We start from the raw sequence: 26,201 nt of genomic DNA, 5'->3' as shown, positions 1-26,201 counted from the left end.
CGCTGTTCGCGTCGGCTGCGATCAGCGCTGGGAGTCCCGCAGGATCAGCGGGCCGATCGCCAGCGTCCGTTTCGCGACCGTCGCGATCCGCATGATGTACGAGGTCAACAGGAAGAACGGCACGAGCGTGATGGTAAACGTTATGCCGACGAGCCAGAGCAGCGTCTCGATGCCGAGGATCCGTCCCGTGACCGTCGCCGTGTCGACGAACGCCAGCATCATCCCCGAGACCAGCAGCGCCGGGATCGCGACGTAGAGAATGTACCGCGAGAGGTTGATGAGTTCCCACTGGAAGTACAGCGTCTTGACGTGCTCTCGAGCGGGACCGAACATCGCGAAGGAGGTTCGGAGGTCCTCGAGGGCGTCGCGTTGCTCCTCGTCGATGTCGTCCTCGTGGTCGGCGAGCAGGCGTTCGATCTGGAAGATATTCCAGGAGTAGTTGTAGTCCATCGAGGCGTAGACGACGTCGAACGTCCCGAACTTGGCGCCGTCGAGCTTCTCTCGGACGGTTTCTGCGTTGCCCGTGATGCTGTCGACGAACTCGTCGACCTCGTCTCTGAGCTGGTCGTTGTCGGTCGACTCCATCTCGTTCTCGAGGGTTTCGGCGCGCTCCTGAGTCGCGTCGATGACCTCGCGGAGGAACGCCGATGGATCGGCCGGCGCCGGTTTCCCGGTGAGCTCCTTGATGTACCCGCGGAAGTCCATCGTCTCGCTCATCCGCGTGCGCTGCTCGCCGAGCGGCCCGTTCTCCTGGGAGATGATCAGCTGGCTGATGGTGACGACGAGGGTGACGCCGGTGATCAGCGCGCCGATCATCTGTGCGTACAGCGACTCGATGACGCCACGCTCCTGGAGCAGATCCGAGAGCGTCGGATCGACGAAGCTCCCGAGCATGAACAGTCCGAAGAACGTTACCGAGAGCACGCCCGTGACGAACTGTCGGTTCGCGCCGATGAGCAGCCAGAGCTTGAGCTTGCTCTCGTCGGCTCGCTCGCGCATCGTGTCGCCGGTGCTGATCTGGTCCTCGTCGGCGTTTTCGCTTTCACCCATCGCCCTCACCCTCGGCCGGTCGCTTGAACACGAGGAACTTCGTCCCGCCGCCAGTGTACTCGACCGTACTGACGAGCTCCCAGCCGTCCTGGCCGAGTTCGTTCAGCAGCTCCTTCGGGTCGCTTGCCTCCTCCATCGTCGCCGCGCGGGGTGGACGAACCGTCTCGTACTCCCAGACGGTTCTCCTGTCCGATGCCATACTCGTATATCGGAGATCCATCGAAAAAGGGTTCGCGTTGCTACCACGTGGTCGGCTCGGACGAAATCGACTGCGGGCGGACCAGCCGTCCGCACGCGGCGAGGCTCATACGGTTTACTGTAAGTCATTTCCGGCGCAACCCGACCCGAACCGGCGGTTGCGCCGGTACATCGTTACAGCAATCCGTATCAGTCGTCGTCGACGATGACTTCGACGGGCTCGTCCTCGGTGCCTTCCGTTCCCTCGGTGACGCCCTGCTGTTCCTGCCAGAGGAGCGCGCCGGCGATCGCGACGACGATCCACGAACGCCAGTTCGCGAGGTTCAGCGTGTAGCCGACGCCGAACGGCTTCTCGACGAGCATCCCCTCACCGGGCTGCCAGTACGAGGAGAGCATCCGACCCATGCTCGGCCGATCGAAGTTGTACGGTACGCCGAAAACCTCTCCGGAGCTTGGCTTGTCTGCCATGCGCGACCGAACGTCGCCCACGATTAAGAGTATTGTGTGCGCAGCCTGCGACGAAACCGAACGTCGGCGCGGTCCTCGAGCGATCGACGTCTACGCCGGCGGCTCCGAATCCCTCGGGGAACCGTCGTCGACCGCGACCTCGAGTCCGACGCGAAGCCCCTGTTCCATCGCCTCGAGGCTCACACTCGGTTCGCCCTCGTCGCGGACCGCCGCTTGCCCGTGGGAGAAGGGGACGTGAACAAACCCGATCCGAAACTCGCGGTCGGTCGTCTCGACGAGGTGGCACGCGGCGTACAGCAGGTCGTTACAGCGGTTCGAGGAGAAAGCCCACGACTTCAGTCGTGGGATGAATCCGACAGTAATTTGGCGTGCGAACACGTACCAGTGATTGGNGTTACAGCGGTTCGAGGAGAAAGCCCACGACTTCAGTCGTGGGATGAATCCGACAGTAATTTGGCGTGCGAACACGTACCAGTGATTGGTGTCCCGATCCGGACCGGGAAGGGATACCGAGGTCGGGGTAAGGATATGCACGCCACGGCGGTAGTGGCGGTAGATGAAGCCCGCTATCCCGACCGGGAGCCGTACTGGCTCGGCTCTGAACGCAGGTCCCTCCCGGACCGCGGATGGAGGGGACCTACGAACCCCCGGTTGTGGGCTCCCGTCTGTGGCAGGAACCCCACTACTTCAGTCGTGGGAGGAAGTCAGNCTCCCGGACCGCGGATGGAGGGGACCTACGAACCCCCGGTTGTGGGCTCCCGTCTGTGGCAGGAACCCCACTACTTCAGTCGTGGGAGGAAGTCAGAGCAGTGCGTGCCGGCGTCGGTCGAGAGCCGCGTCGGGACGCCCGCGTCGCACATCGCCGCCTTCATCTCTCGGCAGGGGAGCGTCGCGAAGTAGGCGTCGGGTCCGTCTGCCGCGACCCGTTCGTCGACGACCTCGCGGTCCTCGTTGTCCGCCACCCCGCGGGTGTCCCGCAGGTTGATCCCGACGCGCTCGAGCGAGAGCGTCGACCGCCCTCCGGCCAGTCCGAGCGCGCAGACGATTTCAGGGTCGTGTTCGCCGACGGCCTCCTCGAGCCGGGAGGACGCGCGGTCGAAGACGACGGGGAGCTCGACCCCCGCGACGCTCGCCCCGCCGATCTCGGTCCCGTCGAGTCGTGTCGCGAGCCGACGGGCTGGATTGGTCTCGAACTCGCCGAACGGTTCGTAGCCGGTGAGGAGGACGTCGCTCATCGGTCGTTCGCTCGAGCGGTCACCCCAAGAGACTCCCGGTTTGGCGACACAGCTAACCGCGACCGTGCCGACCGATCCGTATGGAACGGAACGTCGGCGGACTCGATCGCATCGCTCGAGGCGTGCTCGGGATCTGGTTGGTCGCGGTCGCCGCAGCAGCCTACCGGAACGGGAAACGCAGTCGCGCGGCAATCACGGGGATCGCCGGACTCGGTCTGCTCCAGAACGCGACAACGTGTTTCTGCGGCGGCAACTACCTGCTCGGGATCGACACGACGACCGACTCCGGTGGGGACGAGTAGGAGCGCTACTGGCCGTCGACGTACCGGCCCCGCCCCTCGACGTCCGCGAGGCGCTCGAGTACGCGCTCCTCACCGACTTCGCGATACCCCTCTCGCAGCGCCGTCCGGAGCGGTTCGGGATCGTCGGCGGTCCCGACGAGGCTCTGGTCGAAGACGTGCAGGTCCATCGCGTAGTCCTCGACGTGGTCGGTGTGGTAGCCGAGCCCGAAGTCGATGAGGGACGTTCGATTCGTGCCGTCGTGCTTGCGGTCCGCGTCCGCACGGCCGACTCTGACGTTTCGCGTCGTCACGTCGCCGTGGACGAACCCGGCCCGGTGGAGCCGCGCGAGGTGCCCGGCGACCTCGCGGACCCGTTCCGGCGAGAGCGCCGTTCGAAGGTCCTCCCGGCCGACGTACTCGAGTTCGAGCCGCGACTCGCGTCCGTCGACGTCCGACAGCACCGGCGTCGGTACGCCCTCCCGTCGGGCGAGACTCGTCAGTCGCGCCTCGATACGGGTTCGCTCGCGCCGGAGCCTTTCGTCGAGTTCGGGGTGGCGGTACGTCTTGGGTTCGCGGCGCTTGGTCACCCGGCCCGCCTCGGGCTCGAGGTCGACGAGCGCTTCCGCACCCTGGACGCTGCCCTCCTCGCGGCCGAGCGTCAGGTCGGACTCGTCGGCTCTCCAGGATACCGGCACCTGATCCGGCCGGAAGTCCGGATCAACCCGCGACTCCTCGAGTGCGAGCGTGTCGCCGGCGTCGTACATCTTCGCGCCGAGCACGGCGATCATCCCCGCGTTGTCCCGCAGGAATCGCGGTTCGGGCGCGTGAAAGCTCGCGCCGCGCTGGGCGCACATCTCCTCGAGCATCTCCCGAAGACGGGCGTTCTGGCCAACCCCGCCGCCGAGGACGAGTTGGTCGCTGCCGGTCAGCGACAGCGCCCGCTCGGAGACCTCGGTCAACATCCCGAAGATGTTCTCTTGAAGGGAGAAACAGACATCTTCGACGGGGATACCATCGTCGTACCGCTGTTTGGCGGCACTCATGATCCCCGAAAAGGAGAAGTCCATCCCTTTGACGACGTACGGCAGGTCGATGTACTCCCCATCTTCGGCGGCGGCCTCGACTTTCGGCCCGCCGGGGTGGGACCAGCCAACGTGGCGAGTGAACTTGTCGATGGCGTTGCCGACGCCAGTGTCCATCGTCTCGCCGAGTACGCGATACCGCCCGTTGCGATAGGCCAACAGGTGGGCGTTCGCACCGCTTGCGTTCAGACAGACCGGCGAGGAAAAGCCGGAGGTGTGGCGACCGATCTCGAGGTGGGCGACCATGTGGTTCACTCCTACGAGCGGTACGTCGAGGGACTGACTCAGTGCCCGCGCGGCCGTGCCGACGATCCGCAGACAGGGCCCGAGGCCGGGGCCGCGGGAGAACGCGATGCAGTCGACGGGCGGCTCGTCCTCGGGTCCGTCGTGGGTTTCCCGGGCCTGCTCGAGGGCCGTCTCCACGACTTGAGGGATCGCGTCGTGCATGTGCTCGGCGGCCTCCCGGGGATGGATACCGCCGCTTTCGGGCTGGTAGGCGTCGCTCTCGATGACGACCTCGTCGGTCGCGGCGTCGTAGACGGCGGCGCTGGCTGCCCAGGCGGTGCCCTCGATGCCGAGAACGCGGGTGTGAGAACTCACGGCTAGTTGGCTACTGATCGGTATCGGCGGCTAAAGAGCGGTTCGACTCGCTACTCCCACTCGGTGTAGCTGCACTTCCCGCAGTGCAGCCGGTCGCCGTGGTCGGCGAGGAAGGTGTCGCCACAGCGGGGACACTCCTCGCGGTTCTTGCTGCCGTCGTCGTCGTAGAGTTCGTAGCGAGCCATTTACGCCTCCTCCGCGTCGGCCTCTGCGTCGTCGGCGTCGCCGACGATCTTGTTGCGCTCGAGCATGTGCTCCTGCTCGACGTCGCGGGCGTGGTCGGCCGACTCGTAGACCTTCGCCTGGCCGACGGTCTTTCGCATCCCGAACTTGGTGTCGAGCTTGCGAACGACGACCTCGTCGGCGTTCTTGTTCATCTTCGCCGCGAGGCTGTCCCGAACCTGGAGTCGCTCCGGGGTGGCGTCGTCGTGGGACAGTTCGAAGGTTACGTCCGTGCGGTGCAACATGGGGTTTTCCTCTTCGGAGATGATGTCGACGTCCATGATATCGCTCAGTTACGCTAGTATCCCCGTGTAGCGCCTAAAAGGATTTCGAAGCGACCGATGCTCACCGACCGACCCCAATATCGCCGAGGCACGTCGCGAGTTCCCGCGCTCGACTGTCGTGTGTCCGTGCTCGAGCCCCCAGTTCGATCCGATCACGCTGCCCTCGAGCAGAAGACATATTACTCGATTGAGTAAACGCTGCGACCAACGTGCTATCCAGGCGACAGCTTCTGGTGGGGCTCGGGGTGACGGGTGCGACGGCCGCAACTGCCGCGGTGGGCTCTGCGGCCCTCGTGAGCGACGGCGACGACGGTCGGTACGACTGGCCGATGGCGCGATACGATCCCGCCGGAACGGGGTACAACCCCGACGCCACGGGGCCGAAAGACGGCGTCGAGGTCGCCTGGCAGCAGGATACCGAGTCGCCGATGCACGGGCTGACGGCGCCGATACTCCTCGGGGAAACGCTGTACGGCGTCGGCCGACAGTCCCTCGTCGCATTCGATCGCGAGAGCGGCGAGATCCGGTTCACGCGGGACGGCCAGTACTGGTCGACGCCGGCTCGAGCCTCGGCGAAAGCCTACCGGAGCGACACGCTCGCCGTCAGCAGCCGAGAGGGCGTTCATGGACTGAACGCCGACGGCGGCTACGAGCTGTTCGGGCGGTCGATCGGCACCGAGCGCTGGCACGCTCCCGGTGAGGAGACCCGGCGCTGGTCCGGGTCAGCACCACGAGAGCCCTCGCCCGTTACCGCGGACGGGACCGTGTACGCGGTCGTCCCCGAGACCGACCGCGTCGTCGCCATCGACGCGAGCAGCGGCCGCCTCGAGTGGGAGCGGACGATCGGCGACCCGCGCTCGAGCGGCACGAACCGCCCCGTCGTCAACGAAGGAACCGTCTACGTCTCGAGCCGTCCCGGCGATCTCGTCGCCCTCGATGCCGACACCGGCGAGGTGCGGTGGAGCGAGCAGCCCGACCCGACCCCCGATAGCGCGCTCAACTACCGCAACTTTCGTCCGCCGACGGCGACGGAGGCGGGACTCGTCGTCCCAGACAGGGAGGGTGTCGCGCTGTTCGACCCGACCGACGGAAGCGTTCTGTGGGAGTACGACCTCGACGGCAACGCCACCGACGGCAGCGCGGCCGTCGCCGACGGGACGGCGTTCGTCACCGACGGCGAGGAGTCGCTGCACGCCATCGACCTCGAGCGCGGCGAGCGGGAGTGGACGGCCGACTACAGTCCCGACGTGGAGCCGGTCGTCGCCGACGGCGTCGTCTACCTCGGCTACCAGTACGCCGAACTGGTCGCGATCGACGCCGACACCGGCGAGCGACGCTTCGCCTACGACGACTCGGTGTACTTCGCACAGCCGATCGTCGGCGACGGCGTGGTGTACGTCCTCACCGACGAGGGACTGCTGGCGCTCGAGGAGGCGAGCTAACCGTGTCCTCCGATTCCGACGACGCACACGATCGCCGAACCGGAGACACGTACGACCGCCAGGAGTGGGACGTCGCGGGCGTGCTCTCGACTGCCGCGTCGCGGCTCCGCCGGAACCCCACCCTGCTCGTCCCGTTCGCGCTCGCGGGGGTCGTCATCGCCGGTATCGACGTGCTCCGCCGCCGCGATCCGATCCCCGCCCTCGAGCACGCGGGCCTCGAGGAGGCGACGATCCACCTCGAGTTCGTCGGCTATCCGACGGCGACGAGCGGAACGGCACTGCCTCTCGAGGCGCTGGTTGGACTCGAACTCCCGTATCTCGCCTGGGGGCTCGGCCTCCACGTTATCTCGCTGCTCGCGGTCGGTGTCGCGGGCGTGCTCACCCTGACCGCGCTGCTGGACGGGGAGGCACACCTCGAGTCGCTGCCGTCGTATCTCGGGCTCGTCGTTCTCTTCGATCTCGCTCACCGACTGGTCGGCTCGATCGGGTTCCTCCAGGAGATGGGACTGTTCGGACTCGTTCCGCTGGTGGTGGTCCTCTGGGTGCTCGTCAGGCTCTTCGCCGCCCCCGGGCTCGCTGCCGCGGGCGCGTCACCCTGGACGGCGCTTCGAGAGAGCGGCCGCTGGATCGGCGGCGACGGCTGGTCGGCACTCGGGCTGCTCTTCGTCCTCGGCATCGTCGCCTGGCTCCTCGCCAGCGTCCCCGTCGGCGGCCCGGTCCTGACCGGAGCCCTCGTCGCCCCGGTCCACGCCGTCGCGATCGCGTCGCTGTTCGAGCATCGCCGCGAGAGCGGAGGATTCTCGAGGTCGCTGGAGGTGTAACGGTATCGGAGCCGTAACGGTAGCCGGAAACACCGTTTTCGCAACTGACGTTCAACAACCCGCAAACTGTGTGCTCAGTAGAGGTCAAGTTGGTAACGGAGCGACCGTTGGTTTCTCCGATAACTGTCAAAAGCTGTGTGCTGAATATAGAGGATCTATCCATCACATCGGGAACTTTTTCCGTTCTAATTCAGTTGAATCAACCGTGAGGTTGCGTCTGCGCATTAAACGCTGGGAGTTATTGAGTGAGTGCGCGTAGAAGGATGACGATGTTCCCGCTCAGGCAGAGAGAACCTAAGACGGGGATAGTTAGTGCGTGTGTCTCTAAACACCGTCTCACGTTCTCTATCCCCAAATAACAAATATTGGCAAGGTATAGTTGTCTTATGAGCCTCATCGCTGAGTATACGGTTGAGACGCCGCTTTTGGAAGAAGCGCTGGAGGCTGTCCCGAATATGATACTCCATACGGAAGCTTTCCACACCACATCGGAGGGGGAGCCAAAAACGATCATCAGCGCTTGGGGAGACAATTTCCATACGTTTGAGCAACACCTTGATATTGACCCGACGATTGATGAATACGAACATCTCTCGGACATTAGTGACCGACGCCTGTACCGTATCACCTTTACAGAGCGAGGGAAAGAATACTTCACGTATACTATTCATGAGGAACATGACACCATCATTCTCGATACAACCGGAACTCATGAACGCCTAGAAGTACGGGCCCGCTTCCAGACACGCGACGCGCTGGTAGCCTACCGGGATGCCTGTGAAGAGTTAGACGTTTCGTTTACTCTCCACAGCCTCTATTCGGAGGAGCAGATTTTGAGCGATGCATGCGTGGAAAATCCTTACGGAGTTACGGTTGCTCAGCGTGAAGCGATCATCTGTGCCTTGGAGATGGGATATTTTGCTATCCCCCGAGAAACCACGTTGGAAGAAATCGCCGACGAGCTTGGGATTTCTACCCAATCAGTATCTCAGCGACTTCGTCGGGGTCAAGAGAATATCTTTCGGACTACTATCGCTCGCTAATCCCTTTTAAAACACTGACTGGGTAATTCGCGGAAAACTCACGTATGGCAGGCTTTGGACGAATCGGTTATTGATGAGCGAAGACGCGACTCCCTACGTCGCATATATATCAGAAGAGGACTCAATCACCCACGCAGTTATGGGTGCCGTCGCAACAGTTTCGGGACGACCACCTTTAACAAACGGGACGACGAGTGAAAGTAGTGAAAACGATCCACTCCCCCCGCTCAATGACGTAATCGATGCAGATGCTCTGAATATTCTCTGTCAACCGACGGACGATGATTCACAGACAGAGACGACAGTTACATTTACGTACTCAGGATACACTGTGACCGTCAAGAGCGGAGGAACGGTAACAGTTACAGAGCGGTAGTTCGTTTGTCGGTATCTACTGTCTGTGCGTCTTTGTGGACTACTTCGATCAATGGATACCCTGCACTTACCGATCACTGCTCCCGCAGATCACTTCTCAATCCGTGCCACATTCGCGCTCTGTATTCAGCACGACTCCTTTAACATCTCTATTAGTTGATGGAAGAGACGGCGTTAGGTGCGCACTCGCTACGTAGCGGATGGCCACTGAAATAGTGGAAAGGCAACTCCATAACATAGTTCCATGATACGGTCTCAACGCTGGCTGTCCGGACCGTCACCAACGATTGTTCCTCTCCGGCCATAGCTCGAGCCGCCCCGTCCATAGCTCCCTGCTCCGATGCTCTCGTCTCGAGTACGGGCCACCGACTCGGTACGGGCGTCGATCAGTCCTCGAGCACCGCCAGCCCTCGAGGCGCCTGCGCTTCGAGCCCCTCCGGCCACGCCACCTCGAGGCGCTCCCAGGAGTCGCCGAAGTCCGCGGTCCGGAACGGACCGCGGTTGTTCACGGCGTAGACGACCTCGGGCTCGGTCCCGGTGGCGAGCTCGGCGCGAACCACTCCCTCACCGGTCGGCAGCCCGCGGCCCTCGAGGCGTTCCCAGGGCTCCGCACCCGACTTTCGGTACACGTAGGATTCCGCCGAACTCGCGGTGTGGGCCGAGCCGGCACCGCTGGCGCTCGAGACGAGCACCGACTCCGGGTCGCCCGGATCGGGCGCGACGCTCCAGCAGTAGCGGTGCTCGAGCCCCTCCTGGGGGTGGTCCCAGGACTCGCCGCCGTCGCTCGACCGGGCGAAGCCGTCGCCAGCGGCCGAGTAGACGAGGCCCTCCCGATCGGGGTGGGTCGCCATGCTGTGGTTGTCCCGCCGGGAGCCCGGCGGACGCTCGGTCCAGCTCTCGCCGCCGTCGGGACTCAACACGAACGCCCCCGCTTCGATCCCGACGTAGAGCCGCTCGGGATCGAACGGGTCGACCTCGAGCCAGCGGACGTGGTGGGTGTGGGGTCTGGGCGGGAAGAACCAGCTGTCGGCCGAGGGGAGGTCGGTGAGTCCCTCGAGGTGCTCCCAGCTCTCGCCGCCGTCGCTCGAGCGGTAGACTCGACTCGGTTCGGTTCCGGCGTAGACCACGTCGGGATCGTGCGGGCTGATCGTCACCGCCGTGACGACGGCGCTCTCGAGGTTCTCGGCGCCGCCGTACCCCGACTCGCGCTCGGGGACGAACTCGGTCTCGAGCGATTCGAACGAGTCCCCGCCGTCGCTCGAGCGGTGGAGGCCGCTCTCGAAGGTGCCGACGAACACCCGCTCTGGAGTGTCCTGTGAGGCGGCGAGACACTCGAGGTCGTGGCCCTCGAGGTGACCGGTCGTCGTCCACTCCTCGTCTCCCTCCGCCCGGAGCAGCCGATCGCGCAACGCGGCGTAGACGGTCGTCATGCTCGCAGGAAGGCGTCGGAAGCGCAGAAAGGTTCCCCCGGAACTGTCGCCCGTCGCTCAGAGGAGCAGCCAGTAGGCCCCCAGTCCGAGCCCGGCGAGGACAACGGAGACGGCGACCAGCACGCCGTACTTGATCGCGACGTTGCGCCTGTAGTGGGTCGCACAGACGTCGATATCCTCGTGGCTCTTGAACGTCATCGTGCGGTCGGCCGCTCGCGTACAGCCCCCCATCTGACACCGGTCGTCCGAGCCCATACGATGGCTCGAGTCCCCCCGATCAAATCCGTTCCGTTCGTGGTCAGTCGACGGTGAACGTCTCCGGCGCTATCCCGACGCCGCCGAGCCAGCACTCGAGGGTGAGCAGGACGAGCACGAGTCCGGCGGCCAGCATGACGAGGCCGTTGAGCAGGGTCCAGCCGCCGGCGCCGGCGAGCAGTTGGACGAATCCGAGCGTCGTCGCGCCCAGCGCGAGCACCGCCAGGCCGACGGCGCCGATCCGGGGCCAGCCGACGCTCGCGATCCGCTCGCGGACGGCGGCGGCGACCAGCAGACAGCCGCCGATCGCGAGCCAGCCGAACAGCGCCGCCGTCACGGGCGTCGTTCCCGCGAGGGCGACGATCCCTACCGCGAGGACGATCGTGACGACGCCGACGCCGAGAAAGCCCCGTCGAAGGCTGTCCTTTCGGTCGCTCATTCGTCCGCGAGAGTAGGGAGATCGGGCTGGTAACGGTTCCGATCGCGCGCCGCCCGTCTCGTACGGTTTACTCAGCGAACCGTATCAGTCGTCGTCCATCGGCGCCGTCACGGGCTCGACGCGCTCGCCGCGGGGTCCGTCGAGGTCGACCTTCGGCAGCAGGTCCCGCAGGTACTGTCCCGTGTGGGAGCCCTCGAGGCGAGCGACCTCCTCGGGGGTGCCGGTGGCGACGATCTCACCGCCGTGTTCGCCGCCCTCGGGTCCGAGGTCGATGACGTGGTCCGCATTTTTGACGAGGTCGAGTTCGTGCTCGATGACGACGACGGTGTTGCCGTTGTCGGTCAGGCGGTGGAGGACGTCGATGAGCTTGCGCTCGTCCTCGTGGTGCAGTCCCGTGGTGGGCTCGTCGAGCAGGTACAGCGTCTCGCCCGAGTCCTTCTTGCCGAGCTCCTCGGCGAGCTTGATCCGCTGGGCCTCACCACCGGAAAGCGTCGTCGAGGGCTGGCCGAGCGTCATGTAGCCCAGGCCGACGTCTTTGAGGAGCTCGAGGCGACGGCGGATCTGGCTCGAGGACTCGAAAAAGTCGTAGGCCTCCTCGACTTCCATATCGAGCACGTCCGCGATCGTTTTGCCCTTATAGGTGACGTCGAGGGTGGCGTCGTTGTAGCGGGCGCCGTCGCACTCCTCGCAGGGGACGTACACGTCCGAGAGGAAGTTCATCTCGATCTTGACCGTCCCCTGGCCGCCACACTCCTCGCAGCGCCCGCCCTTGACGTTGAAGGAGAATCGACCCTTCTCGTAGCCGCGCTGTTTCGAGAGCTTGGTCTGGGCGAACAGCTCCCGGACGTAGTCGAAGACGTTGGTGTACGTCGCCGGGTTCGATCGGGGCGTGCGGCCGATCGGCGACTGGTCGATCAGGCGGACGGTCTCGATCGCCTCGAGACCCTCGAGGCCGTCGTGGTCGCCCGGAATGACGCTCGTATTGTCGTTCATCTGCCGGGCGAGGCCCTTGTACAGCACGTCGTGCATCAGGGTGGACTTCCCGGAGCCGGAGACGCCCGTGATCGCGGTGAAGTTTCCGAGCGGGAGGTCGACGTCCAGATCGGCGAGGTTGTGCTGGCGGGCGCCTCGAATGGTGAGCGCCCCGTCGGCGTCGCGCCGTTCGTCGGGCACCGGGATCTGCTCGCGGCCGGAGAGGTAGTCGCCGGTGATCGACTCCTCGCAGGCCTTGACCTCGTCGACGGAGCCGTTGACGACGACCTCGCCACCTCGCTTCCCGGGACCGGGACCCATGTCGATGACGTTGTCCGCGCGGCGCATGGTCTCCTCGTCGTGCTCGACGACGAGCAGGGTGTTGCCCAGATCCCGAAGCTCCTCGAGCGTGTCGAGCAGTCGGTCGTTGTCGCGCTGGTGGAGTCCGATAGAGGGCTCGTCGAGGACGTACAGTACGCCGACGAGGCCGGAGCCGATCTGCGTGGCGAGCCGGATGCGCTGGCTCTCACCGCCCGAGAGGGTGGCGGCCTCGCGGTCGAGAGTCAGGTACTCGAGGCCGACCTCGCACATGAAGCCCAGGCGGGCGCGGATCTCCTTTAAGATCTCCTCGGCGATCACGCGCTCGCGCTCGGTGAGGTCGGCCTCCATCGCCTCGAAGTAGTCGCGGGCGTCGCCGATGCTCATCGCGTTGATTTCGGTGATCGCGGTGCCGTCGACCAGCACCGCCCGCGAGGCGGGTTTCAGGCGGGTGCCGTCACACGCAGGACACTCCGTGACCGACATGTAGTCCTCGATGTGTTCCCGCGTCGAGTCGGAGTCGGTCTCGAGGTAGCGCCGTTCGAGGTTCGGAATGACGCCCTCGAAGCGCTTTTTCTTCCGGCGGGTGCCGTTTTTCGTCTGTCGTTTGAACAGTACCTGTCGGCCGGTGCCGTAGAGGAACGCCTCCCGAACGTCGTCGTCAAGCTCCTCGAAGGGGGTCGAAAGCGAGACGTCGAAGTGGTCGGCGACGGCGTCCAGGCGGGTCTTGTAGTACGAACGGTTGTAGCTCCAGGCCTCGAAGACGTGCTTGAGCGGCTTCGAGGTGTCCTGGACGACGAGGTTCTCGTCGACCTCCTTGGTCTCGCCCAGGCCCTCACACTCGGGACAGGCGCCGTGGGGCGAGTTGAACGAGAACGATCGGGTCTCGATCTCGGGGACGTCGATCCCGCAGTGCGTGCAGGCCAGATCCTTCGAGAACTCGACGACGAAGCGGTCGTCGGCCTCGTCCTCGTCGCCGAGCGCACCGGTCTGGCGGGACTCCTCGCCTAGCTCCGCGGCGACTTCTTGGGGTGCGTCCGGCAGGATGACTTTCAGAACGCCCTCGGCCTCCTCGAGGGCCGTCTCGACGCTGTCGATGATCCGCGGGCGGGCCTCCGTCGAGACTTTCACGCGGTCGACGACGACGTCGATCGTGTGGTCGAAGTTCTCGTCGAGATCCGGTTTCTCGAGCGTGAGGTCGTGTTCCTCGCCGTCGACCTCGACGCGGGAGTAGCCCTCCGAGACGAGTTCGTCGAACAGGTCCTCGAAGGCGCCCTTCTGGTCCCGGACGACGGGGGCCGCGAGCTTGGCTTTCGTCCCCTCGGGGAGCTCGAGGATGCGCTCGACCATGTTCTGGGCCGACTGCTCGCCGACCTCCCGACCGCACTCGGGACAGTGGGGCGTGCCGACGCGAGCGTAGAGCAGACGGAGGTAGTCGTGGAGCTCGGTGACGGTCCCCACCGTCGAGCGGGGGTTGTTCGCCGCGTTCTTCTGGTCGATCGAGATCGCCGGGGAGAGCCCCTCGACGGTCTCGACCTGCGGTTTGTCCATCTGGCCCAGGAAGTTCCGGGCGTACGCCGACAGGCTCTCGATGTAGCGCCGTTGACCCTCCGCGTAGACAGTCTCGAACGCGAGCGAGGACTTCCCCGAGCCCGACAGACCCGTGACGACGGTGAACTCCTCGCGAGGGATCGTGACGTCGATGTCCTTGAGGTTGTGTTCCTCGGCCCCGCGAACCTCGATCGTGTCCCGACTCATGGAGACCTCCGGAGACGGGCGTGAAACGGTGATCGCGCTGACGGACGAATCATTATACCCGAGTCAGGGGTCGAAGGAACTTAACCCGTCTGAAAGCCCAACACGGCGCGGTGTGGTAACATTCGACCACCGGAGGAGCCGAACTGACTTCGGTCGGAAGCACGAACGGGTCGAGTATGAGCGACGATACCGAAGCGCCCCCGCCGGTCTCGGAGTTCGTCGAGTACTGTCACACCCAGGCGGGTCTGCTGTCCGGTCGGGTCGAGACGATGACCGACGAGGCCAACGAGCTGTTAGACGAGATCGACGAGCGGCTGGCCGAGTTGCGCTCGGAACTCGAGGAGCGGTCGAACGACACCCCGCGGACCGAGCGACCGCCGTCGGCGACCGGGCCCGCCGACGGGACCGACGTCGACGACCTCGAGGCCGCAGGGCGGGACCTCGAGGAGAAGCAGGCACTCGTCGACGCCAAGCAGGCCCGGATCCAGGCGTTCCAGGAGCTGTCGGCCGGCTACACGGAGCTGGCAGCCGACCTCCAGACGGAGGTCGACGAGGGGCAGGAGGCGCTGAACCGGGTCGTCGAGTTCGAGGCCGAGGCCGACGCGCCCGCGTACTTCGACGAGCGGGAGACGCTCTGTGAGGTCGCGCTCGAGGCCAGCGATGACGAGTAACCGACCAGTGGATCTTTGAGTCGAGCACCCGAACGCTCGGGTATGTCCCCGACGACCCACAGGTGCACCTGTGGCGCGACGCTGCGGTTCAGACAGGACATGATCGAGGATCGAAGCGGGGTGCGCCGGAGCTGGAAGTGCAAGGACTGTAACACGCCCGTACCGAACGTGGTGGCCGAACGGCTCAGCCACCAGCATCCGTCCTGATGGTTCTCGCGCGGCTTGAGCCGCTGCGTTCGACGACTCGTTCAGACCGGCCGGGTCCGTCCGCTGGCGGTTGTCGTTTTCCGGGTGCGGTGGCGGGGTGATGCCGCCGTTCGCGATCGTACCGCTCGCATCTCCAACGGCCGCGGATCACCTGTTCGACCGCGGTTCGGTGAAGCTCGATCGGCGACCTCACCGGTGTCGTCCGATGCGCCCCCGCTGGGGAAGGGATCTATGCTACTGCGTCCCGTGTGCGCGGAGGGTGACTCGTCCGATGACCGAACTGACACCATCCGTTTCGCGCAGAGCGGTACTGAAAGCCGGTGCGGCCGCAGGGTGGGCGCTGGGGACGGTCGCGTCCGCGGCCGCCGGGAGCGATACCCGCACGGAACTCGACTCGCGGACGACGATTACCGAACCGGGCGTCTACGCGCTGCCGGACGACGTCTCGATGCGGGAGTTCGGCGGCGTGGTGATCCGCGCCGACGACGTCGTGATCGACGGGCGAGGAACGGTGCTTCGAGCCGGCGTCGATCCCGAAGGACGGCCCGGAGAGGCGGCCGACGAAGGCGTTCGGCCGTCCGAACCCGGCATCGGGACCGACGAATCGGTTCGAAACGTTACGGTGAGAGATCTCACGGTTTCGGGGTGGTACGTCGGCGTGTGGCTCCAGAACGTGACGGACGCCACGATCGAGAACGTCACCGCGACGGACAACGGCGTCGGGATCGTCCTCGAACGAGCGACCGGTTCGACGATCGCCGACTCGACGGCCGCAAGAAACGACGAGGACGGAATCGCGCTCCGTTCGACGACCGAAAGTACCGTCCTCAAGAGCGACGCGGATCGGAACGGTCGCGCCGGGATCGCGCTCGTCAACGCCGACGACAACGCCGTTCGCGAGGTTGACGTGAGCCGCAACGACGGCGATGGCGTCGTCCTCGAGCGCGCCGACCGGAACGAACTCTCGACCGTCGCCTCGAGCGGGGATACCGCGGGCGTCGTGCTCGTCTCCGCTCGAGCGAACGCTCTCTCCGATCTCGATATCGACCGGAGCGGGTTCGCCGGCGTTGCGCTCGGACACGCGTCGGCGAACGAACTGGCCGGGCTAACCGTTTCGAACGCCGTCGGCGACGATCCGCTGGCGGCGGAGCCGAGCGCGATCTGGCTGTACTCGGCCAGCGAGAACCGCTTCGACGACGTTGCGTCGGAGAACAACGGAGAGTGGACGATCTACGCGAGGGACGACTCCGCCGAGAACCGGTTCGACGACCTGGCGATCGACGGGGGCGAGGCGTTCTCGGTCACCGTGACTGACGAGGCCGTCGATCGAGACGAGAACGTCGTCCCGGTCCTCGGTTCGGACGACGATTCCGTTCCCGTCTCGATGTGGGGGTAACACCCGATGCTTCGGCGCCCTCAGCGAGTCGACGGACTCGAGTCGTTCCTCGGGTCGTTCGTCAGATGTCGCCCTGCAGGACGATGGTGTCGTCGTCGACTCGGTCGACCATACTCTCGGTGACGAGGTAGTCCTCGTCGTCCTCGCCCTCGACGCCGATCTTTGCGAGCAGGTGCTCCGCGACGCTCGGGTTCGGATCGACCGAGGCTTGCTCGTTCTCGACCTTCGCGACGATGCCGAGCTCCTTCCCTTCCGCGTCGATCACTTTCTTCCCAACTTCGTCGTCGGACAGTGTCGCTACCATACGCCGACTTTCTCGTGAGGGGGGATAATCGCGGTGCCGTCTCGTGCCGGCTGGGGTCCCCTCGCTCCGTCGCCGTCCACCGACGACTGCACACGCGTCCCCGAGTTATTTGACTGCGGGCGTCGGAGTACGCCCGACGATCACACATGACTCACACCCTCGAGATCAGCGACGACCTCAAGGACCGACTCGACAGTCACTGCGACGAGGGCCAGTCCCTCGAGGAACTCGTCGAGGAGCTGGTCTCGATCTACGAGACCGAGGGGACGTTCATGCAGGAAGGATACAGCGAGTGAGGGTCCTCGGCGCCGACGAGTCGCTCGAACGGCGCTGAGCATCCCGAACCACGTCGTCCTCGCCGTCCCATCGTGGTTCCGTTGGCTGGCCGGGGACGCAACTGCTTGGACAAACTCATTAGGGGGCGAGACAGTTTCAGCACTATGAACGAGCGTTACGATGTAGTCGTCGCCGGGGCCGGACCGGCCGGTGCCCAGTGTGCTCGCGACCTCGCGATCCGGGGCTACGACGTCGTCGTCCTCGAAACGGAGGCGGAAGACGAGTTCCCGCGCCAGAGCAACAAGTCCACCGCGGGCACGTTCCCCTCCATGATGGCCTCCTTCGGGATCCCGGACGACGTCGTGATGCAGTACACCGACAAGGTCGTCCTCGAGTCGCCGACCGAGCACTACGTCCAGAGCCAGCCCGGTGCCGTTCTCGAGTTTGCGGATTTCAAGCGGTTTCTCGTCGAGGACGGCCGGGAGGAGGGCGTAGAGTACCGCTTCGACGCACGCGCCACCGCGCCGATCGTCGAGAACGGCGAACCCGTCGGCGTCACCTACAACGGCGACGAGGAGGTGTACGCCGAGGTCGTCGTCGACGCGACGGGACCGGCCGCGCCGATCGCCAAGAAGCTCGGCGTTAGCGAGCTGGAACGCGACAACCACGCCATCGGTATCGAGTACGAACTCGAGGGGATCGAGATCGACCGCCCCGGCTTCGCCGACCTCCACGACGCGATGATGCTGCGACTCGACCACAACCTCGCGCCCGGGGGCTACTCCTGGATCTTCCACACCGGCGAGGACACCGCGAAGGTCGGCATCTGCTACATCCAGAACGGCAGCCACAGCACGTACGCTCGGGACGACTTCACCGTCGACGACTACCTCTCACACTGGCTCGACACCGATCCCCGGTTCCGGAACGCCGAACGCATCGAGGGCAAGCAACACCGCGGTTCGGCTCACATCCAGCCGCCGGGGCAGATGCACACCGACCGTTTCCTGGCGATCGGCGACACGGTTCCGTCGATCGATCCGCTGTGGGGTGAGGGGATTCACACCTGTATGCAGTCCGGCCGGATGGCCGCAGCCGCCACGGACAGCTGTCTCAAACACGGCAACGTCGAGCCCACGGCCGAGAACCTCGAGGTGTACGACTCGCTGTGGCACAAGAAGGTCGCACCGAACGTCAGGAAGCGACAGCTGATGACCCGGCTGCTCTACCTCGCGGACAACGATCGGTACGACGAGTTCATGGCCGATCTCGAGCGTCTCGACGAGGAGACGCTGGCGCGGGCAAACAACGGGAGTCCGCTCGCCATCCGAAAGCTGCTGAGCGCCAACGACATCCCGATGCTCGCGAGGTTCGCACGCCAACAGTTCGGCGTCGACCTCCCCGACCTTCCGCTCGTCGACAAACTCCGACAGTAACTCGCTGCCGGCTGTCCGCCTAAGTCCACCGCCCGCGTCCGTACTCCCTCCCGCCCGATGTCACCGCTCTCCGATCTCTCGCTCGTGTTCGTCGTCGGGCTCGTCACCGGTCTCGCCACCGGGCTCGGCGTGCTCCCGTTTTTCGTCCTCGAGGAGATCCGCGACCGCTGGCTCGTCGTCCTCTGGGGTATCGCAACCGGAATCCTGCTGTCGGCGACCGCGTTCGGCCTGCTCGCGGAGGGGCTCGCCGCCGGCGGCGTTGGTCCCGTTGCGCTCGGCGCGCTCGTCGGGATCGGGTTCGTCGCTCTCGCCGACCGCGCCATCGACGGCTACGAGTTCGCGCCGAACGCCGTCTCCGACGTCGATACCCGGACGGTCGTCCTCACCGTGGCGGTGCTGACGGTTCACAGCATCCCGGAGGGGATCGCCGTCGGCGTCTCGTTCGCCGATCCGACCGACGGGGTCGTCGAGATCGCGGGGCTCGCGCTCCCCTCGCTGGCCGTGTTCATGGCGATCGCGATCTCGATCCTGAACGTTCCGGAGGGGCTGGCGATCGCGATCCCGCTGATCGCCTACGGGATGGATCGCTGGAAGGTCGTCGGCTGGGCCGTCTTCTCCGGACTGCCACAGCCGATCGGCGCCGTCGTCGCCTACGTCTTCGTCACGACCTTCGAGGGGCTGCTGGCGCTGAGCTTCGGCGTTGCGGCCGGCGCCCTACTGTACCTCGTGGTCGTCGAGTTCCTCCCCGCCGGCGTCGACGCGGGCGCCGACCTCGAGAACCGCGGCCGACCCGAACTCCTCGGAGGCGCGCTCGTCGGCTTCGTCGCTACGCTCGCGATCATCGTGGCGGCCGAGGGGATCGGCACTGTCTGACCCGGCTCCTCGAGCGCACCGCCCTCACACGCCGTCGTCCAGTAGCTCCGCCGTCGTCACCACCGCCGCGAACTCCCCCTCGAGCTGGGCCAGCGCCGTCCGGTGGATCGTCTCGGCGTCGAACGCTTCGCCGTCGAACTCCCGGTCGANAGCTGGGCCAGCGCCGTCCGGTGGATCGTCTCGGCGTCGAACGCTTCGCCGTCGAACTCCCGGTCGAACGTCGCCGTCGCGTCGGCGACCACCGTCGGCTCGAAGCCGAGGTTCTCGGCCATCCGGGCCGTCGTCGAGACGCAGTGGTCGGTCGTGAGCCCGACGAGGACGACCCGCTCGAGCCCGCGCTCGCGGAGCCAGGACTCGAGGCCCGTTCCGATAAAGGCGCTGTTGACCGACTTCTCGAACGTCGCCTCACCTCCAGCGGGCGCCGTCTCGGCTTTGAACGCAAAGCCCGGCCCGTCGCCTCGCAGCGGCGAGTCGGGTTCGCTCGAGTCGTGGCGGACGTGGACGACCGGGCGGTCGGCCTCGCGCCAGGCCTCGAGCAGCTCGCTTGCGCGCCGTTCGGCGTCGGGGTTGTTCCGCGTTCCCCACGACGGGTCGCCGAACCCCTCCTGGAGGTCGATCAGTATCAGCGCCGGCTCCGTATCGTCCTCCTTCTCTGTCATGGCAACTGCGCACCGGGTTTCGGATGATCTCGAGTGACCGTCATCGGACACTCCTCGGGCGACTGGGCGTCGTCGGCCGTCAGCATGTACTGGGGCCACTCGCGGTCGCCCTCGACGCCCCAGTCGCCCAGGTCCGCGTGGGGGCAGACGCCGTCGTACCCCTCGAGGCGGTCCTGGATCACGTCGCGGGCCTGCTGGCCGGCGTGGGTGTCGGCCGTCACGCCGAGGTTCTCGAACAGCGCGCGGGGCTGGAACGTCACCTCGAGCCCGATCGGGCAGTACCGGCTCTTGCGGTCGTCGTAGAACGGCGCCCGACAGGTCGGAAACATCGGCTCGCCGCCCAGACAGAACTCCCAGCGCTCGTCGTCGGGGTCCGTCGGGATCTCCTCGGGCCAGGGCTCGGGATCGTGGCAGTGCAGCGTCTGCAGAATGTGCCACAGCGTCTCGTGGTACTCCCGCTCAGAGAGGGGCTCCGCGGGCGGTTTGAAGAAGGTGACCAGCGAGGCCCGCGGCGAGTGCTCGCGGTAGATTTCGAGGTACTCGAGGATCCGATCGCGCAGGGTCAACAGGGCGTCGGCGTCGGACGTCGACGGCACCGCGGTGTACAGCGGCTCGCCCTGCTGGACCGACTCCGCGCCGAAGAAGCAGGGAAACGGCGTCCCGTTCCGTTCGCCGAGCAACCCCTCCTGGAACGACCGCCAGTGCGCTTCGACCCACGCCGGAGCGTCGCCGGCTCGCACCCGTTCGTCGAGCGTCTCCTGGTCCATCAGCGACTGGACGCCGGGCTCGTTCATTACGCGAATCCTGGGACTGCGCGGCAATGTACGTTTATGTTGCCACCGCCGTTTGAACGGGCGAACGTGTGCGAGCCCGCGGGATCTCCCCTCGAATGCTCGCCGACGCTCAGTGCCTCTCGAGCCGATCCCCGACTGTCAGGACGCCACCCTCGAGAATCCGCGCTCGGAGCCCGCCGCGGTGGACCAGCGCCTCGCGGACTCCGTCTTCGGCGAGGTGGCGCTCGAGGTACGAGCAGGGCTCACAGAGTTCGACGCCCTCGCAGACGACGTCGCCGACCCTGAACCGTTCGCCGTCGAGGTGGTTCAGCGCGACCCCCTCCGTCGTCAGGTTGCGCCGGTGGACGCCGGGCTCGAGCGCGATGTCGTAGTCTCGCTCGACGGCCGCGAGCGCCTCCGTCTCGATGAGCGTGAGGTCGCTGCCGTCGCGGTCGGCGAACGTGCCTCCCGCACGATCGTCGGACTGGTCGTCCGTCTCGGGGTCGGCGAGACAGTAGCGGTCGCCCTCGAGCCCTCGCCCGGCGAGCGCTCGAGCCGTCTCGATCGATCTCGTCGGCGCCCCCTGCTCGGGAGCGACGTGGATTCCACGGAGCTGTCCGGTAGTAGTCACGGGCGTCTACAGGGACGCCGTCGAGGTATATCGATCGCTTCCCGCCCGGGTTCGTACGGTCCGCTGTCCTGGGTTACGGGATCGACCGCAGGGCGGGTTTCGGCCCTCAGGCACTGACTTTCAGTAGCCCGTCTCAGCGGGGTCGGTTTCTCGAGGAGACGACGTCGACCCCTGGGCTGTAGTAACAGACCGGGGACGTCGCCGGGGCATCGAAGCCGTTGGCCTCGAAGAGCGTGTTCGTCTCGAGGGCGACCGTTGCCGGCCGGAGCGACCAGGGCTCGTGGACGAGGTCGGCGGAGCGGAGTTCGCCCCGACGTCCCGTCGTGTAGTACCGGTAGCGCTCGGTGAGAAACGCCGCGAGCGAGTCGGGGTTCGGCGCGAACGGCTCGCCCACGGGTTCGTATCGACACGCGAACCGGACCGGGGTCGCGCCCGGGTGGCGGCGCTCGCTCGCGAACGAGACTTGTCTCGACCCCAACCGCATCTCGATGCGCGCGTTGTAGTACGGCAGGCGGTGGGTGAGCCGGGCGGCGAGGACGCCGAGGAGGCCGTCGGCGTCGAGGCTGAAGAAGTAGACTCCCGACTCCCCATCCCGACGAACGTAGGTCCGGAGGTTGAGTTCGGGAAGCCCGAAGCCCAGCCTCGCGGGCGCGCCGCGGGGACGGACGGCGACGTTGCGGTACGGAACGATCGAGAGCCACGCGCGCCCGTCGTAGGTGTCGGGCTCGAGACCGTCCGGAAGACGGGCGTCGACGACGGCGGGCGCGACCGGCCAGCTCGCGAACAGGAGGTGGCGCCACCCCATCGCGACCGGGAGTGTCATACCGACTTCCGCGACGAGCACACCGAAAAAGCTCGCGCCGGAAACGAGTGCCTACACGTCCTCGGGCAGCCAGCCGCCGTCGACTTCGATATTCTACACCCACCTTTTTACGTCGTCGGGGCGCTCGCTCGGCGAGCGACCGCTCCTCGCAAAAAATCTGTCCGGCGAGAGCGTAGGCTCTCGCTGACCGTTGCTTCGCTTCGCTCAGCAAAAGCCCAAAAAATCCGCGGCGCCTTGCGCCGCGGTTCGGCCGCTCGTGTCGCTACACGTCCTCGGGCAGCCAGCCGCCGTCGACCTCGATATTTTCGCCGCTGACGTACCCGCTGTCGGGATCGAGGAAGAACAGCAGTGGGTTAACCAGGTCCTCGAAGCTCGCGGGGCGGTCCCGCGGGAGGTCCTCCGGGAACTCGTCGGAGTTCTCGACGACGTACGGCGAGACGGCGTTGACGGTGATCCCGTCGTCCTGGGTGTCGGCAGCGAGCATCCGAGTGAACATCAACACGCCTGCCTTCGCGACGAAATAGGGGAAGTTCTTGGGGCTCACCAGGCCCTTCTCGGAGGAGGCGTAGCCGACGTTGACGATCCGAGCGTAGTCGGCCTCCCGCATCGCCGGGAGCGCGCGCTTCGAACAGAGGGCGGTTCCGTTGAGGTTGGTCTCGAGCACCCGGTTCCAGCGCTCGAACTCGATCTCCTCCCAGTGGGCGGGCGCGAAGTCGCCGACGTTGTTCACGAGGACGTCGACGTCGCCGAGCTCGGCCTCGACGGCCGCGAACAGTCCGTCGACGCTCTCGGGGTCGGTGACGTCGCCCTGGACGGTCATCGCCTCGGGCGCGCCCCGGTCGCGGGCTTCCTCGGCGACCTCACGGGCGGCGTCGGCGCTAGTGTGGTAGTGCACCGCCGTTTTTGCCCCGCAGTCGGCGGTCGCGAGCAGGAGTTCGCGGCCGACGCCCCGCGCGCTACCAGTGACGAGGACGGTTCGGTCCGAAAGGTCGGGATCGTTCATACTCCGTTCGTCGGCAACAGCGGAGAAAAGCGACCCGGAACCGGTTATCAGCGCGCAGAACCAGCCCCGGAACTCCCGAATTTAAGTCGGCACCGAGACATAGGGACGGTATGACGTTACAAACGATTCTCCTCGCCGTCGGTCCGGGCGACGCCGACCGAACCGACGAGCTCGCGGAGACGGTGATCGAAGTCGCACAGCCCGCGAACGCGACGGTCGTTCTGGCCCACATCTTCACCCAGGACGAGTACAACGAGGTGCTCGAGAACCTCGAGATGGACGACGGGAGTGGCCAGGTCCGTCCAGACGAGGTCGCCTCTCGGCACTCGACGATTAGAGACCTGCGCCGGAAGTTCGACGAGGCGGACGTCGATTACGACATCCGCGGCGACATCGGCGACCACGGCTCGACGATCGTCGAGCTGGCGACCGGGGTCGCCGCCGACCGGGTCGTCGTCGGCGGTCGCCGTCGCTCGCCAACCGGGAAGGCCGTCTTCGGCTCGACGGCTCAGGAGGTCCTGCTCTCCTCGCCGTGTCCGGTGACGTTCGTCCGCGGAGACGAGGAGAACGGCGACTGAGTCCCTCGGCCGAAACGCCGATCGACCACCGCTTGGAGTCCGACTCATCGCTCTCGCGGTCCGTCGATTACGCCGGGGTGGTTCCTGGAGCGCTTGGCTGCGCCACCCGTTGCGGGATCGGGAATAGTTAAGCAGATAGCACCGTCACGTACTCACATGGCTATCGATACCGTCCTGCTCGCGGTCGGGCCGATGGACACCGTCCGGGCCGAGGAGCTCGCCGAGACCGTCCTCGAGATCGCGGCCCCGCTCGAGGCGACCGTCGTGATCGGCCACGCCTTCACCGAGGCGGAGTACGAGGAGTTCCGCGAGAACCTGGGCTTCGACGAGCGCGTCGAGGACGTCGACCCCACCGCGGTCGCGGCCCGCCGGCCGCCGGTTCCCGACCTCGAGGAGCGCCTCTCGGCCGCGGGGGTCGAGACCGAGGTCCGCGGGGCGCTCGGCGACGTCGGCACCGAGGTCGTCGAACTGGCGCGGGCGGTCGACGCCGATCGGCTTATTGTCGGCGGACGTCGACGCTCTCCCGCGGAGAAGGCGGTGCTCGGGTCGGTCTCCCAGGAGATCATCCTCGCCGCGCCCTGTCCGGTCACCTACTATCGGGATCTCGACGTGATGGAGTAAGCGAAGCGGGCGACTACTCGTCCTCGTCCGCGGTCCGTTCTGTCGGCGCATCCCGGTCCGCTCGCTCCTTCCACCGTCGTTCCTGTCGCCGCTCGGGAACGTGGCGCCGGCCGTCGACTAGCTCCCGCCGGACGCGAGCCTCGAGCGCGGCCGTCTCGGCCAGCAGCGTCCCCTGAAAGTCCTCGAGAACGTCGTACGACCAGCGGTCGCCGTCGACGACGCCGTGGGGGAGCAGCGTCGTTCGGATCACGTCGGCGAGTTCGTCGTGTCCGCCGGCTCTGAGCAGCCGTTCGGCGTCGTCGAGGTGGTCCATCCCGTGGCCCGTCGCGTGGTGGAACTCGAGCAGACAGCCCTGGGCGCGCTGGAGCCACTCGAGGCCGAGTTCGACCTCGTGGAGCGCCTCGAGCTCCGCCTCGGTGAGCGCCGCACCCGGCACCGGATCGGAGTCGTACTCGTCGGTTGCCATACGTCTTCTATGTTCTCACGTGTCATACCTGTGGCGTCCGAGCGTGGTTCGGTCGCTACTCGGTGCCGAGTGAAGATACCGGTAGTTAAGTACGACGACCGTGCTCTGCTGTAGTATGGTCTACTACGCGGGCGTCGACCTCGGCGCGACGAACGTCCGGGCGGCCGTCGCGACCGACGACGCGACGACGATCGGCATTAGTCGCAACGGGACGCCGCGGGGTCCCACCGGGATCGACGTCACCGAGGGGGTTCTTCGAACGCTTCGCGAGGCGTGTGGCGACGCCGGGGTCGCACCCGAGGAGATCGCCGCCGCGGGCATCGGCTCGATCGGTCCGTTCGACCTCGCGGAAGGGGCGGTGATCGATCCGGCGAACCTGCCCGACTCGATCGACCGCATCCCGCTGACGGGTCCCATCGAGAAGCTCATCGACAGCGACGAGGTCCACCTCCACAACGACACCGCCGCGGGCGTCATCGGCGAGCGGTTCCACGCCGCGCGCAACCCCGACGACATGGTCTACATCACGCTCTCGTCGGGCGTCGGCGCCGGCGTCTGCTGTGACGGCGAGATACTGGCCGGCTGGGACGGCAACGTCGGCGAGGTCGGCCACTGCGTCGTCGACCCCCGGGGGCGGCTGACCTGTGGCTGTGGCCACGACGGCCACTGGGAGGCCTACTGCTCGGGCAACGGCATTCCCGACTTCGTGCGGCTGCTGGCCGACGACGATCCGACCGTCTCGACGGAACTCCCCCTCGAGAGTCCCGAGTTCACCGCGAAGGACGTCTTCGAGCTGGCCGGCGAGGACGAGCTGGCCGACTACACCATCGAGCAGCTCGCCCACTGGAACGCGATCGGTGTCACGAACGTCGTCCAGTCGTTCGCGCCGATCGTCGTCTCCTTCGGGGGCGCCGTCGCCCTGCACAACGAGGAGCTGGTCGTCGACCCGATCCGCGAACGCGTCTCGGGGATGCTGTTGAACAACGTTCCCGAGATCCGGGTCACCGACCACGGCGACGACGTCGTCCTCGAGGGAGCGATCGCCAGTGCCCTGACCGAGGGGACGGGCGACAGACAGCGAATGCGAAGCTGATACCGGCCGTTGTCCGTCGACTCCGGTCCGGCGCACCCGTGGGCCATCGGCCCGCGTGCCGAGGATCGCGTCAGCAGTTTTCTCGCGCGCTCGAGCCGCCAGCCGTGTCGTTCCACTC

Annotated in this window: 32 protein-coding genes and 1 pseudogene; 14 read left to right on the top strand and 19 right to left on the bottom strand. The window is 66.2% G+C overall.

What is annotated here, in order from left to right; all coding sequences use genetic code 11:
• Positions 1 to 21: 21 nt before the first annotated feature.
• The 5 genes and pseudogenes from C491_RS00440 to C491_RS00420 all read right to left on the bottom strand — a co-directional run.
• Positions 22 to 1,050, bottom strand: coding sequence for a hypothetical protein (locus tag C491_RS00440; protein ID WP_005552918.1), 1,029 nt, complete (start codon positions 1,048 to 1,050; stop codon positions 22 to 24).
• Positions 1,043 to 1,249 (bottom strand): DUF4177 domain-containing protein, encoded by a 207-nt coding sequence (locus C491_RS00435; protein ID WP_005552916.1) that lies wholly within the window; start codon positions 1,247 to 1,249, stop codon positions 1,043 to 1,045. Before C491_RS00435 ends, C491_RS00440 begins: the two co-directional genes overlap by 8 nt.
• Positions 1,250 to 1,437: 188 nt before the next feature.
• Entirely contained in the window at positions 1,438 to 1,716 is a 279-nt protein-coding gene (locus C491_RS00430; protein WP_005552914.1) for a DUF5808 domain-containing protein, read from the bottom strand.
• Positions 1,717 to 1,806: 90 nt separating this feature from the next.
• A complete protein-coding gene (locus C491_RS23595; RefSeq protein ID WP_005552913.1) occupies positions 1,807 to 2,094 on the bottom strand; it encodes a pyroglutamyl-peptidase I family protein in 288 nt (95 codons plus the stop codon).
• Positions 2,095 to 2,510: 416 nt separating this feature from the next.
• A pseudogene (locus C491_RS00420) lies at positions 2,511 to 2,951 on the bottom strand (pyroglutamyl-peptidase I family protein); the annotation flags it as partial.
• A gap of 80 nt (positions 2,952 to 3,031) precedes the next feature.
• On the opposite strand from C491_RS00420, the gene C491_RS00415 reads away from it, so the two are divergent.
• Positions 3,032 to 3,253 carry a YgaP family membrane protein gene (locus C491_RS00415; RefSeq protein WP_005552910.1) on the top strand — a complete coding sequence of 74 codons (222 nt, stop codon included), beginning with the start codon at positions 3,032 to 3,034 and terminating at the stop codon, positions 3,251 to 3,253.
• A gap of 5 nt (positions 3,254 to 3,258) precedes the next feature.
• On the opposite strand, the gene C491_RS00410 is transcribed toward C491_RS00415, so the two are convergent.
• From C491_RS00410 to C491_RS00400, 3 genes are read right to left on the bottom strand one after another with little or no spacing between them, the layout of a single operon-like run.
• Positions 3,259 to 4,914, bottom strand: coding sequence for a bifunctional N(6)-L-threonylcarbamoyladenine synthase/serine/threonine protein kinase (locus C491_RS00410; protein WP_005552909.1), 1,656 nt, complete (start codon positions 4,912 to 4,914; stop codon positions 3,259 to 3,261).
• A gap of 50 nt (positions 4,915 to 4,964) precedes the next feature.
• Positions 4,965 to 5,099, bottom strand: a complete 135-nt coding sequence (locus C491_RS00405; RefSeq protein WP_005552908.1) for a 30S ribosomal protein S27ae — start codon at positions 5,097 to 5,099, stop codon at positions 4,965 to 4,967.
• A complete protein-coding gene (locus C491_RS00400; protein ID WP_005552907.1) occupies positions 5,100 to 5,417 on the bottom strand; it encodes a 30S ribosomal protein S24e in 318 nt (105 codons plus the stop codon).
• Positions 5,418 to 5,749: 332 nt separating this feature from the next.
• Between C491_RS00400 and C491_RS00395 the strand changes: the two genes are divergently transcribed.
• The 4 genes from C491_RS00395 to C491_RS22355 all read left to right on the top strand — a co-directional run bounded on the left by C491_RS00395 (position 5,750) and on the right by C491_RS22355 (position 9,102).
• The gene (locus tag C491_RS00395) at positions 5,750 to 6,862 is read left to right on the top strand and encodes an outer membrane protein assembly factor BamB family protein (protein WP_083909274.1); all 1,113 of its coding nucleotides are present in this window, start codon (positions 5,750 to 5,752) and stop codon (positions 6,860 to 6,862) included.
• Between the two features lie 2 nt (positions 6,863 to 6,864).
• Positions 6,865 to 7,683 carry a hypothetical protein gene (locus C491_RS00390; RefSeq protein ID WP_005552904.1) on the top strand — a complete coding sequence of 273 codons (819 nt, stop codon included), beginning with the start codon at positions 6,865 to 6,867 and terminating at the stop codon, positions 7,681 to 7,683.
• Positions 7,684 to 8,069: 386 nt separating this feature from the next.
• Positions 8,070 to 8,726, top strand: coding sequence for a helix-turn-helix domain-containing protein (locus C491_RS00385; protein ID WP_005552902.1), 657 nt, complete (start codon positions 8,070 to 8,072; stop codon positions 8,724 to 8,726).
• A 73-nt stretch (positions 8,727 to 8,799) separates the two neighbouring features.
• Positions 8,800 to 9,102, top strand: coding sequence for a HalOD1 output domain-containing protein (locus tag C491_RS22355; protein WP_152421256.1), 303 nt, complete (start codon positions 8,800 to 8,802; stop codon positions 9,100 to 9,102).
• Positions 9,103 to 9,487: 385 nt separating this feature from the next.
• Here C491_RS22355 and C491_RS00380 read toward each other — a convergent pair whose 3' ends face one another.
• From C491_RS00380 to uvrA, 4 genes are all read right to left on the bottom strand, one after another.
• Positions 9,488 to 10,531, bottom strand: coding sequence for a WD40/YVTN/BNR-like repeat-containing protein (locus C491_RS00380; protein WP_005552901.1), 1,044 nt, complete (start codon positions 10,529 to 10,531; stop codon positions 9,488 to 9,490).
• Positions 10,532 to 10,588: 57 nt separating this feature from the next.
• Entirely contained in the window at positions 10,589 to 10,786 is a 198-nt protein-coding gene (locus C491_RS00375; protein ID WP_005552899.1) for a hypothetical protein, read from the bottom strand.
• Positions 10,787 to 10,829: 43 nt separating this feature from the next.
• Positions 10,830 to 11,225: a hypothetical protein gene (locus C491_RS00370; protein ID WP_005552897.1), complete on the bottom strand. Its 396-nt coding sequence runs from the start codon at positions 11,223 to 11,225 to the stop codon at positions 10,830 to 10,832.
• 84 nt (positions 11,226 to 11,309) lie between these two features.
• Complete coding sequence (uvrA, locus tag C491_RS00365) at positions 11,310 to 14,273, bottom strand: excinuclease ABC subunit UvrA (RefSeq protein ID WP_005552895.1); 2,964 nt, start codon at positions 14,271 to 14,273, stop codon at positions 11,310 to 11,312.
• A 176-nt stretch (positions 14,274 to 14,449) separates the two neighbouring features.
• Between uvrA and C491_RS00360 the strand changes: the two genes are divergently transcribed.
• The 3 genes from C491_RS00360 (at position 14,450) to C491_RS00355 (ending at position 16,547) form a co-directional block, all read left to right on the top strand.
• Entirely contained in the window at positions 14,450 to 14,944 is a 495-nt protein-coding gene (locus C491_RS00360; RefSeq protein ID WP_005552892.1) for a hypothetical protein, read from the top strand.
• A gap of 42 nt (positions 14,945 to 14,986) precedes the next feature.
• The gene (locus tag C491_RS23060) at positions 14,987 to 15,151 is read left to right on the top strand and encodes a hypothetical protein (RefSeq protein WP_169331720.1); all 165 of its coding nucleotides are present in this window, start codon (positions 14,987 to 14,989) and stop codon (positions 15,149 to 15,151) included.
• Between the two features lie 271 nt (positions 15,152 to 15,422).
• A complete protein-coding gene (locus C491_RS00355) occupies positions 15,423 to 16,547 on the top strand; it encodes a right-handed parallel beta-helix repeat-containing protein (RefSeq protein WP_005552891.1) in 1,125 nt (374 codons plus the stop codon).
• Positions 16,548 to 16,608: 61 nt separating this feature from the next.
• Here C491_RS00355 and C491_RS00350 read toward each other — a convergent pair whose 3' ends face one another.
• The gene (locus C491_RS00350) at positions 16,609 to 16,851 is read right to left on the bottom strand and encodes a hypothetical protein (RefSeq protein ID WP_005552889.1); all 243 of its coding nucleotides are present in this window, start codon (positions 16,849 to 16,851) and stop codon (positions 16,609 to 16,611) included.
• A 146-nt stretch (positions 16,852 to 16,997) separates the two neighbouring features.
• On the opposite strand from C491_RS00350, the gene C491_RS23055 reads away from it, so the two are divergent.
• From C491_RS23055 to C491_RS00340, 3 genes are all read left to right on the top strand, one after another.
• The gene (locus C491_RS23055) at positions 16,998 to 17,147 is read left to right on the top strand and encodes a DUF7557 family protein (protein ID WP_005552888.1); all 150 of its coding nucleotides are present in this window, start codon (positions 16,998 to 17,000) and stop codon (positions 17,145 to 17,147) included.
• A 144-nt stretch (positions 17,148 to 17,291) separates the two neighbouring features.
• Positions 17,292 to 18,563 (top strand): digeranylgeranylglycerophospholipid reductase, encoded by a 1,272-nt coding sequence (locus C491_RS00345; protein WP_005552887.1) that lies wholly within the window; start codon positions 17,292 to 17,294, stop codon positions 18,561 to 18,563.
• Positions 18,564 to 18,620: 57 nt separating this feature from the next.
• A complete protein-coding gene (locus tag C491_RS00340) occupies positions 18,621 to 19,436 on the top strand; it encodes a ZIP family metal transporter (RefSeq protein WP_005552886.1) in 816 nt (271 codons plus the stop codon).
• 56 nt (positions 19,437 to 19,492) lie between these two features.
• On the opposite strand, the gene C491_RS00335 is transcribed toward C491_RS00340, so the two are convergent.
• The 5 genes from C491_RS00335 to C491_RS00315 form a co-directional block, all read right to left on the bottom strand.
• Positions 19,493 to 20,095, bottom strand: a complete 603-nt coding sequence (locus C491_RS00335) for a cysteine hydrolase family protein (protein WP_005552885.1) — start codon at positions 20,093 to 20,095, stop codon at positions 19,493 to 19,495.
• Positions 20,092 to 20,889, bottom strand: coding sequence for a YqcI/YcgG family protein (locus C491_RS00330; RefSeq protein WP_005552884.1), 798 nt, complete (start codon positions 20,887 to 20,889; stop codon positions 20,092 to 20,094). The genes C491_RS00335 and C491_RS00330 overlap by 4 nt, the downstream gene beginning before the upstream one ends.
• Positions 20,890 to 20,998: 109 nt before the next feature.
• On the bottom strand, positions 20,999 to 21,499 hold the full coding sequence (locus C491_RS00325; RefSeq protein WP_005552883.1) for an MOSC domain-containing protein: 501 nt from the start codon (positions 21,497 to 21,499) through the stop codon (positions 20,999 to 21,001).
• Between the two features lie 133 nt (positions 21,500 to 21,632).
• Complete coding sequence (locus C491_RS00320) at positions 21,633 to 22,322, bottom strand: YqjF family protein (protein ID WP_049891345.1); 690 nt, start codon at positions 22,320 to 22,322, stop codon at positions 21,633 to 21,635.
• 262 nt (positions 22,323 to 22,584) lie between these two features.
• Positions 22,585 to 23,325 (bottom strand): SDR family NAD(P)-dependent oxidoreductase, encoded by a 741-nt coding sequence (locus C491_RS00315; RefSeq protein ID WP_005552879.1) that lies wholly within the window; start codon positions 23,323 to 23,325, stop codon positions 22,585 to 22,587.
• A 110-nt stretch (positions 23,326 to 23,435) separates the two neighbouring features.
• Here C491_RS00315 and C491_RS00310 point away from each other — a divergent pair, with 110 nt between their 5' ends.
• Together C491_RS00310 and C491_RS00305 are read left to right on the top strand one after the other, a co-directional pair.
• Entirely contained in the window at positions 23,436 to 23,903 is a 468-nt protein-coding gene (locus C491_RS00310) for a universal stress protein (RefSeq protein WP_005552877.1), read from the top strand.
• A gap of 156 nt (positions 23,904 to 24,059) precedes the next feature.
• Positions 24,060 to 24,524 carry a universal stress protein gene (locus tag C491_RS00305; protein ID WP_005552875.1) on the top strand — a complete coding sequence of 155 codons (465 nt, stop codon included), beginning with the start codon at positions 24,060 to 24,062 and terminating at the stop codon, positions 24,522 to 24,524.
• A gap of 13 nt (positions 24,525 to 24,537) precedes the next feature.
• Here the strand turns inward: C491_RS00305 and C491_RS00300 are convergent, their stop codons facing one another.
• Positions 24,538 to 24,990, bottom strand: coding sequence for a hypothetical protein (locus C491_RS00300; RefSeq protein WP_005552873.1), 453 nt, complete (start codon positions 24,988 to 24,990; stop codon positions 24,538 to 24,540).
• A 115-nt stretch (positions 24,991 to 25,105) separates the two neighbouring features.
• Here C491_RS00300 and C491_RS00295 point away from each other — a divergent pair, with 115 nt between their 5' ends.
• Positions 25,106 to 26,083: an ROK family protein gene (locus C491_RS00295; RefSeq protein WP_005552871.1), complete on the top strand. Its 978-nt coding sequence runs from the start codon at positions 25,106 to 25,108 to the stop codon at positions 26,081 to 26,083.
• Positions 26,084 to 26,201: the final 118 nt, after the last annotated feature.

Source organism: Natronococcus amylolyticus DSM 10524, assembly GCF_000337675.1.
GTDB lineage: Archaea > Halobacteriota > Halobacteria > Halobacteriales > Natrialbaceae > Natronococcus > Natronococcus amylolyticus.
This window is presented reverse-complemented; position numbering and strand designations above follow the sequence as displayed.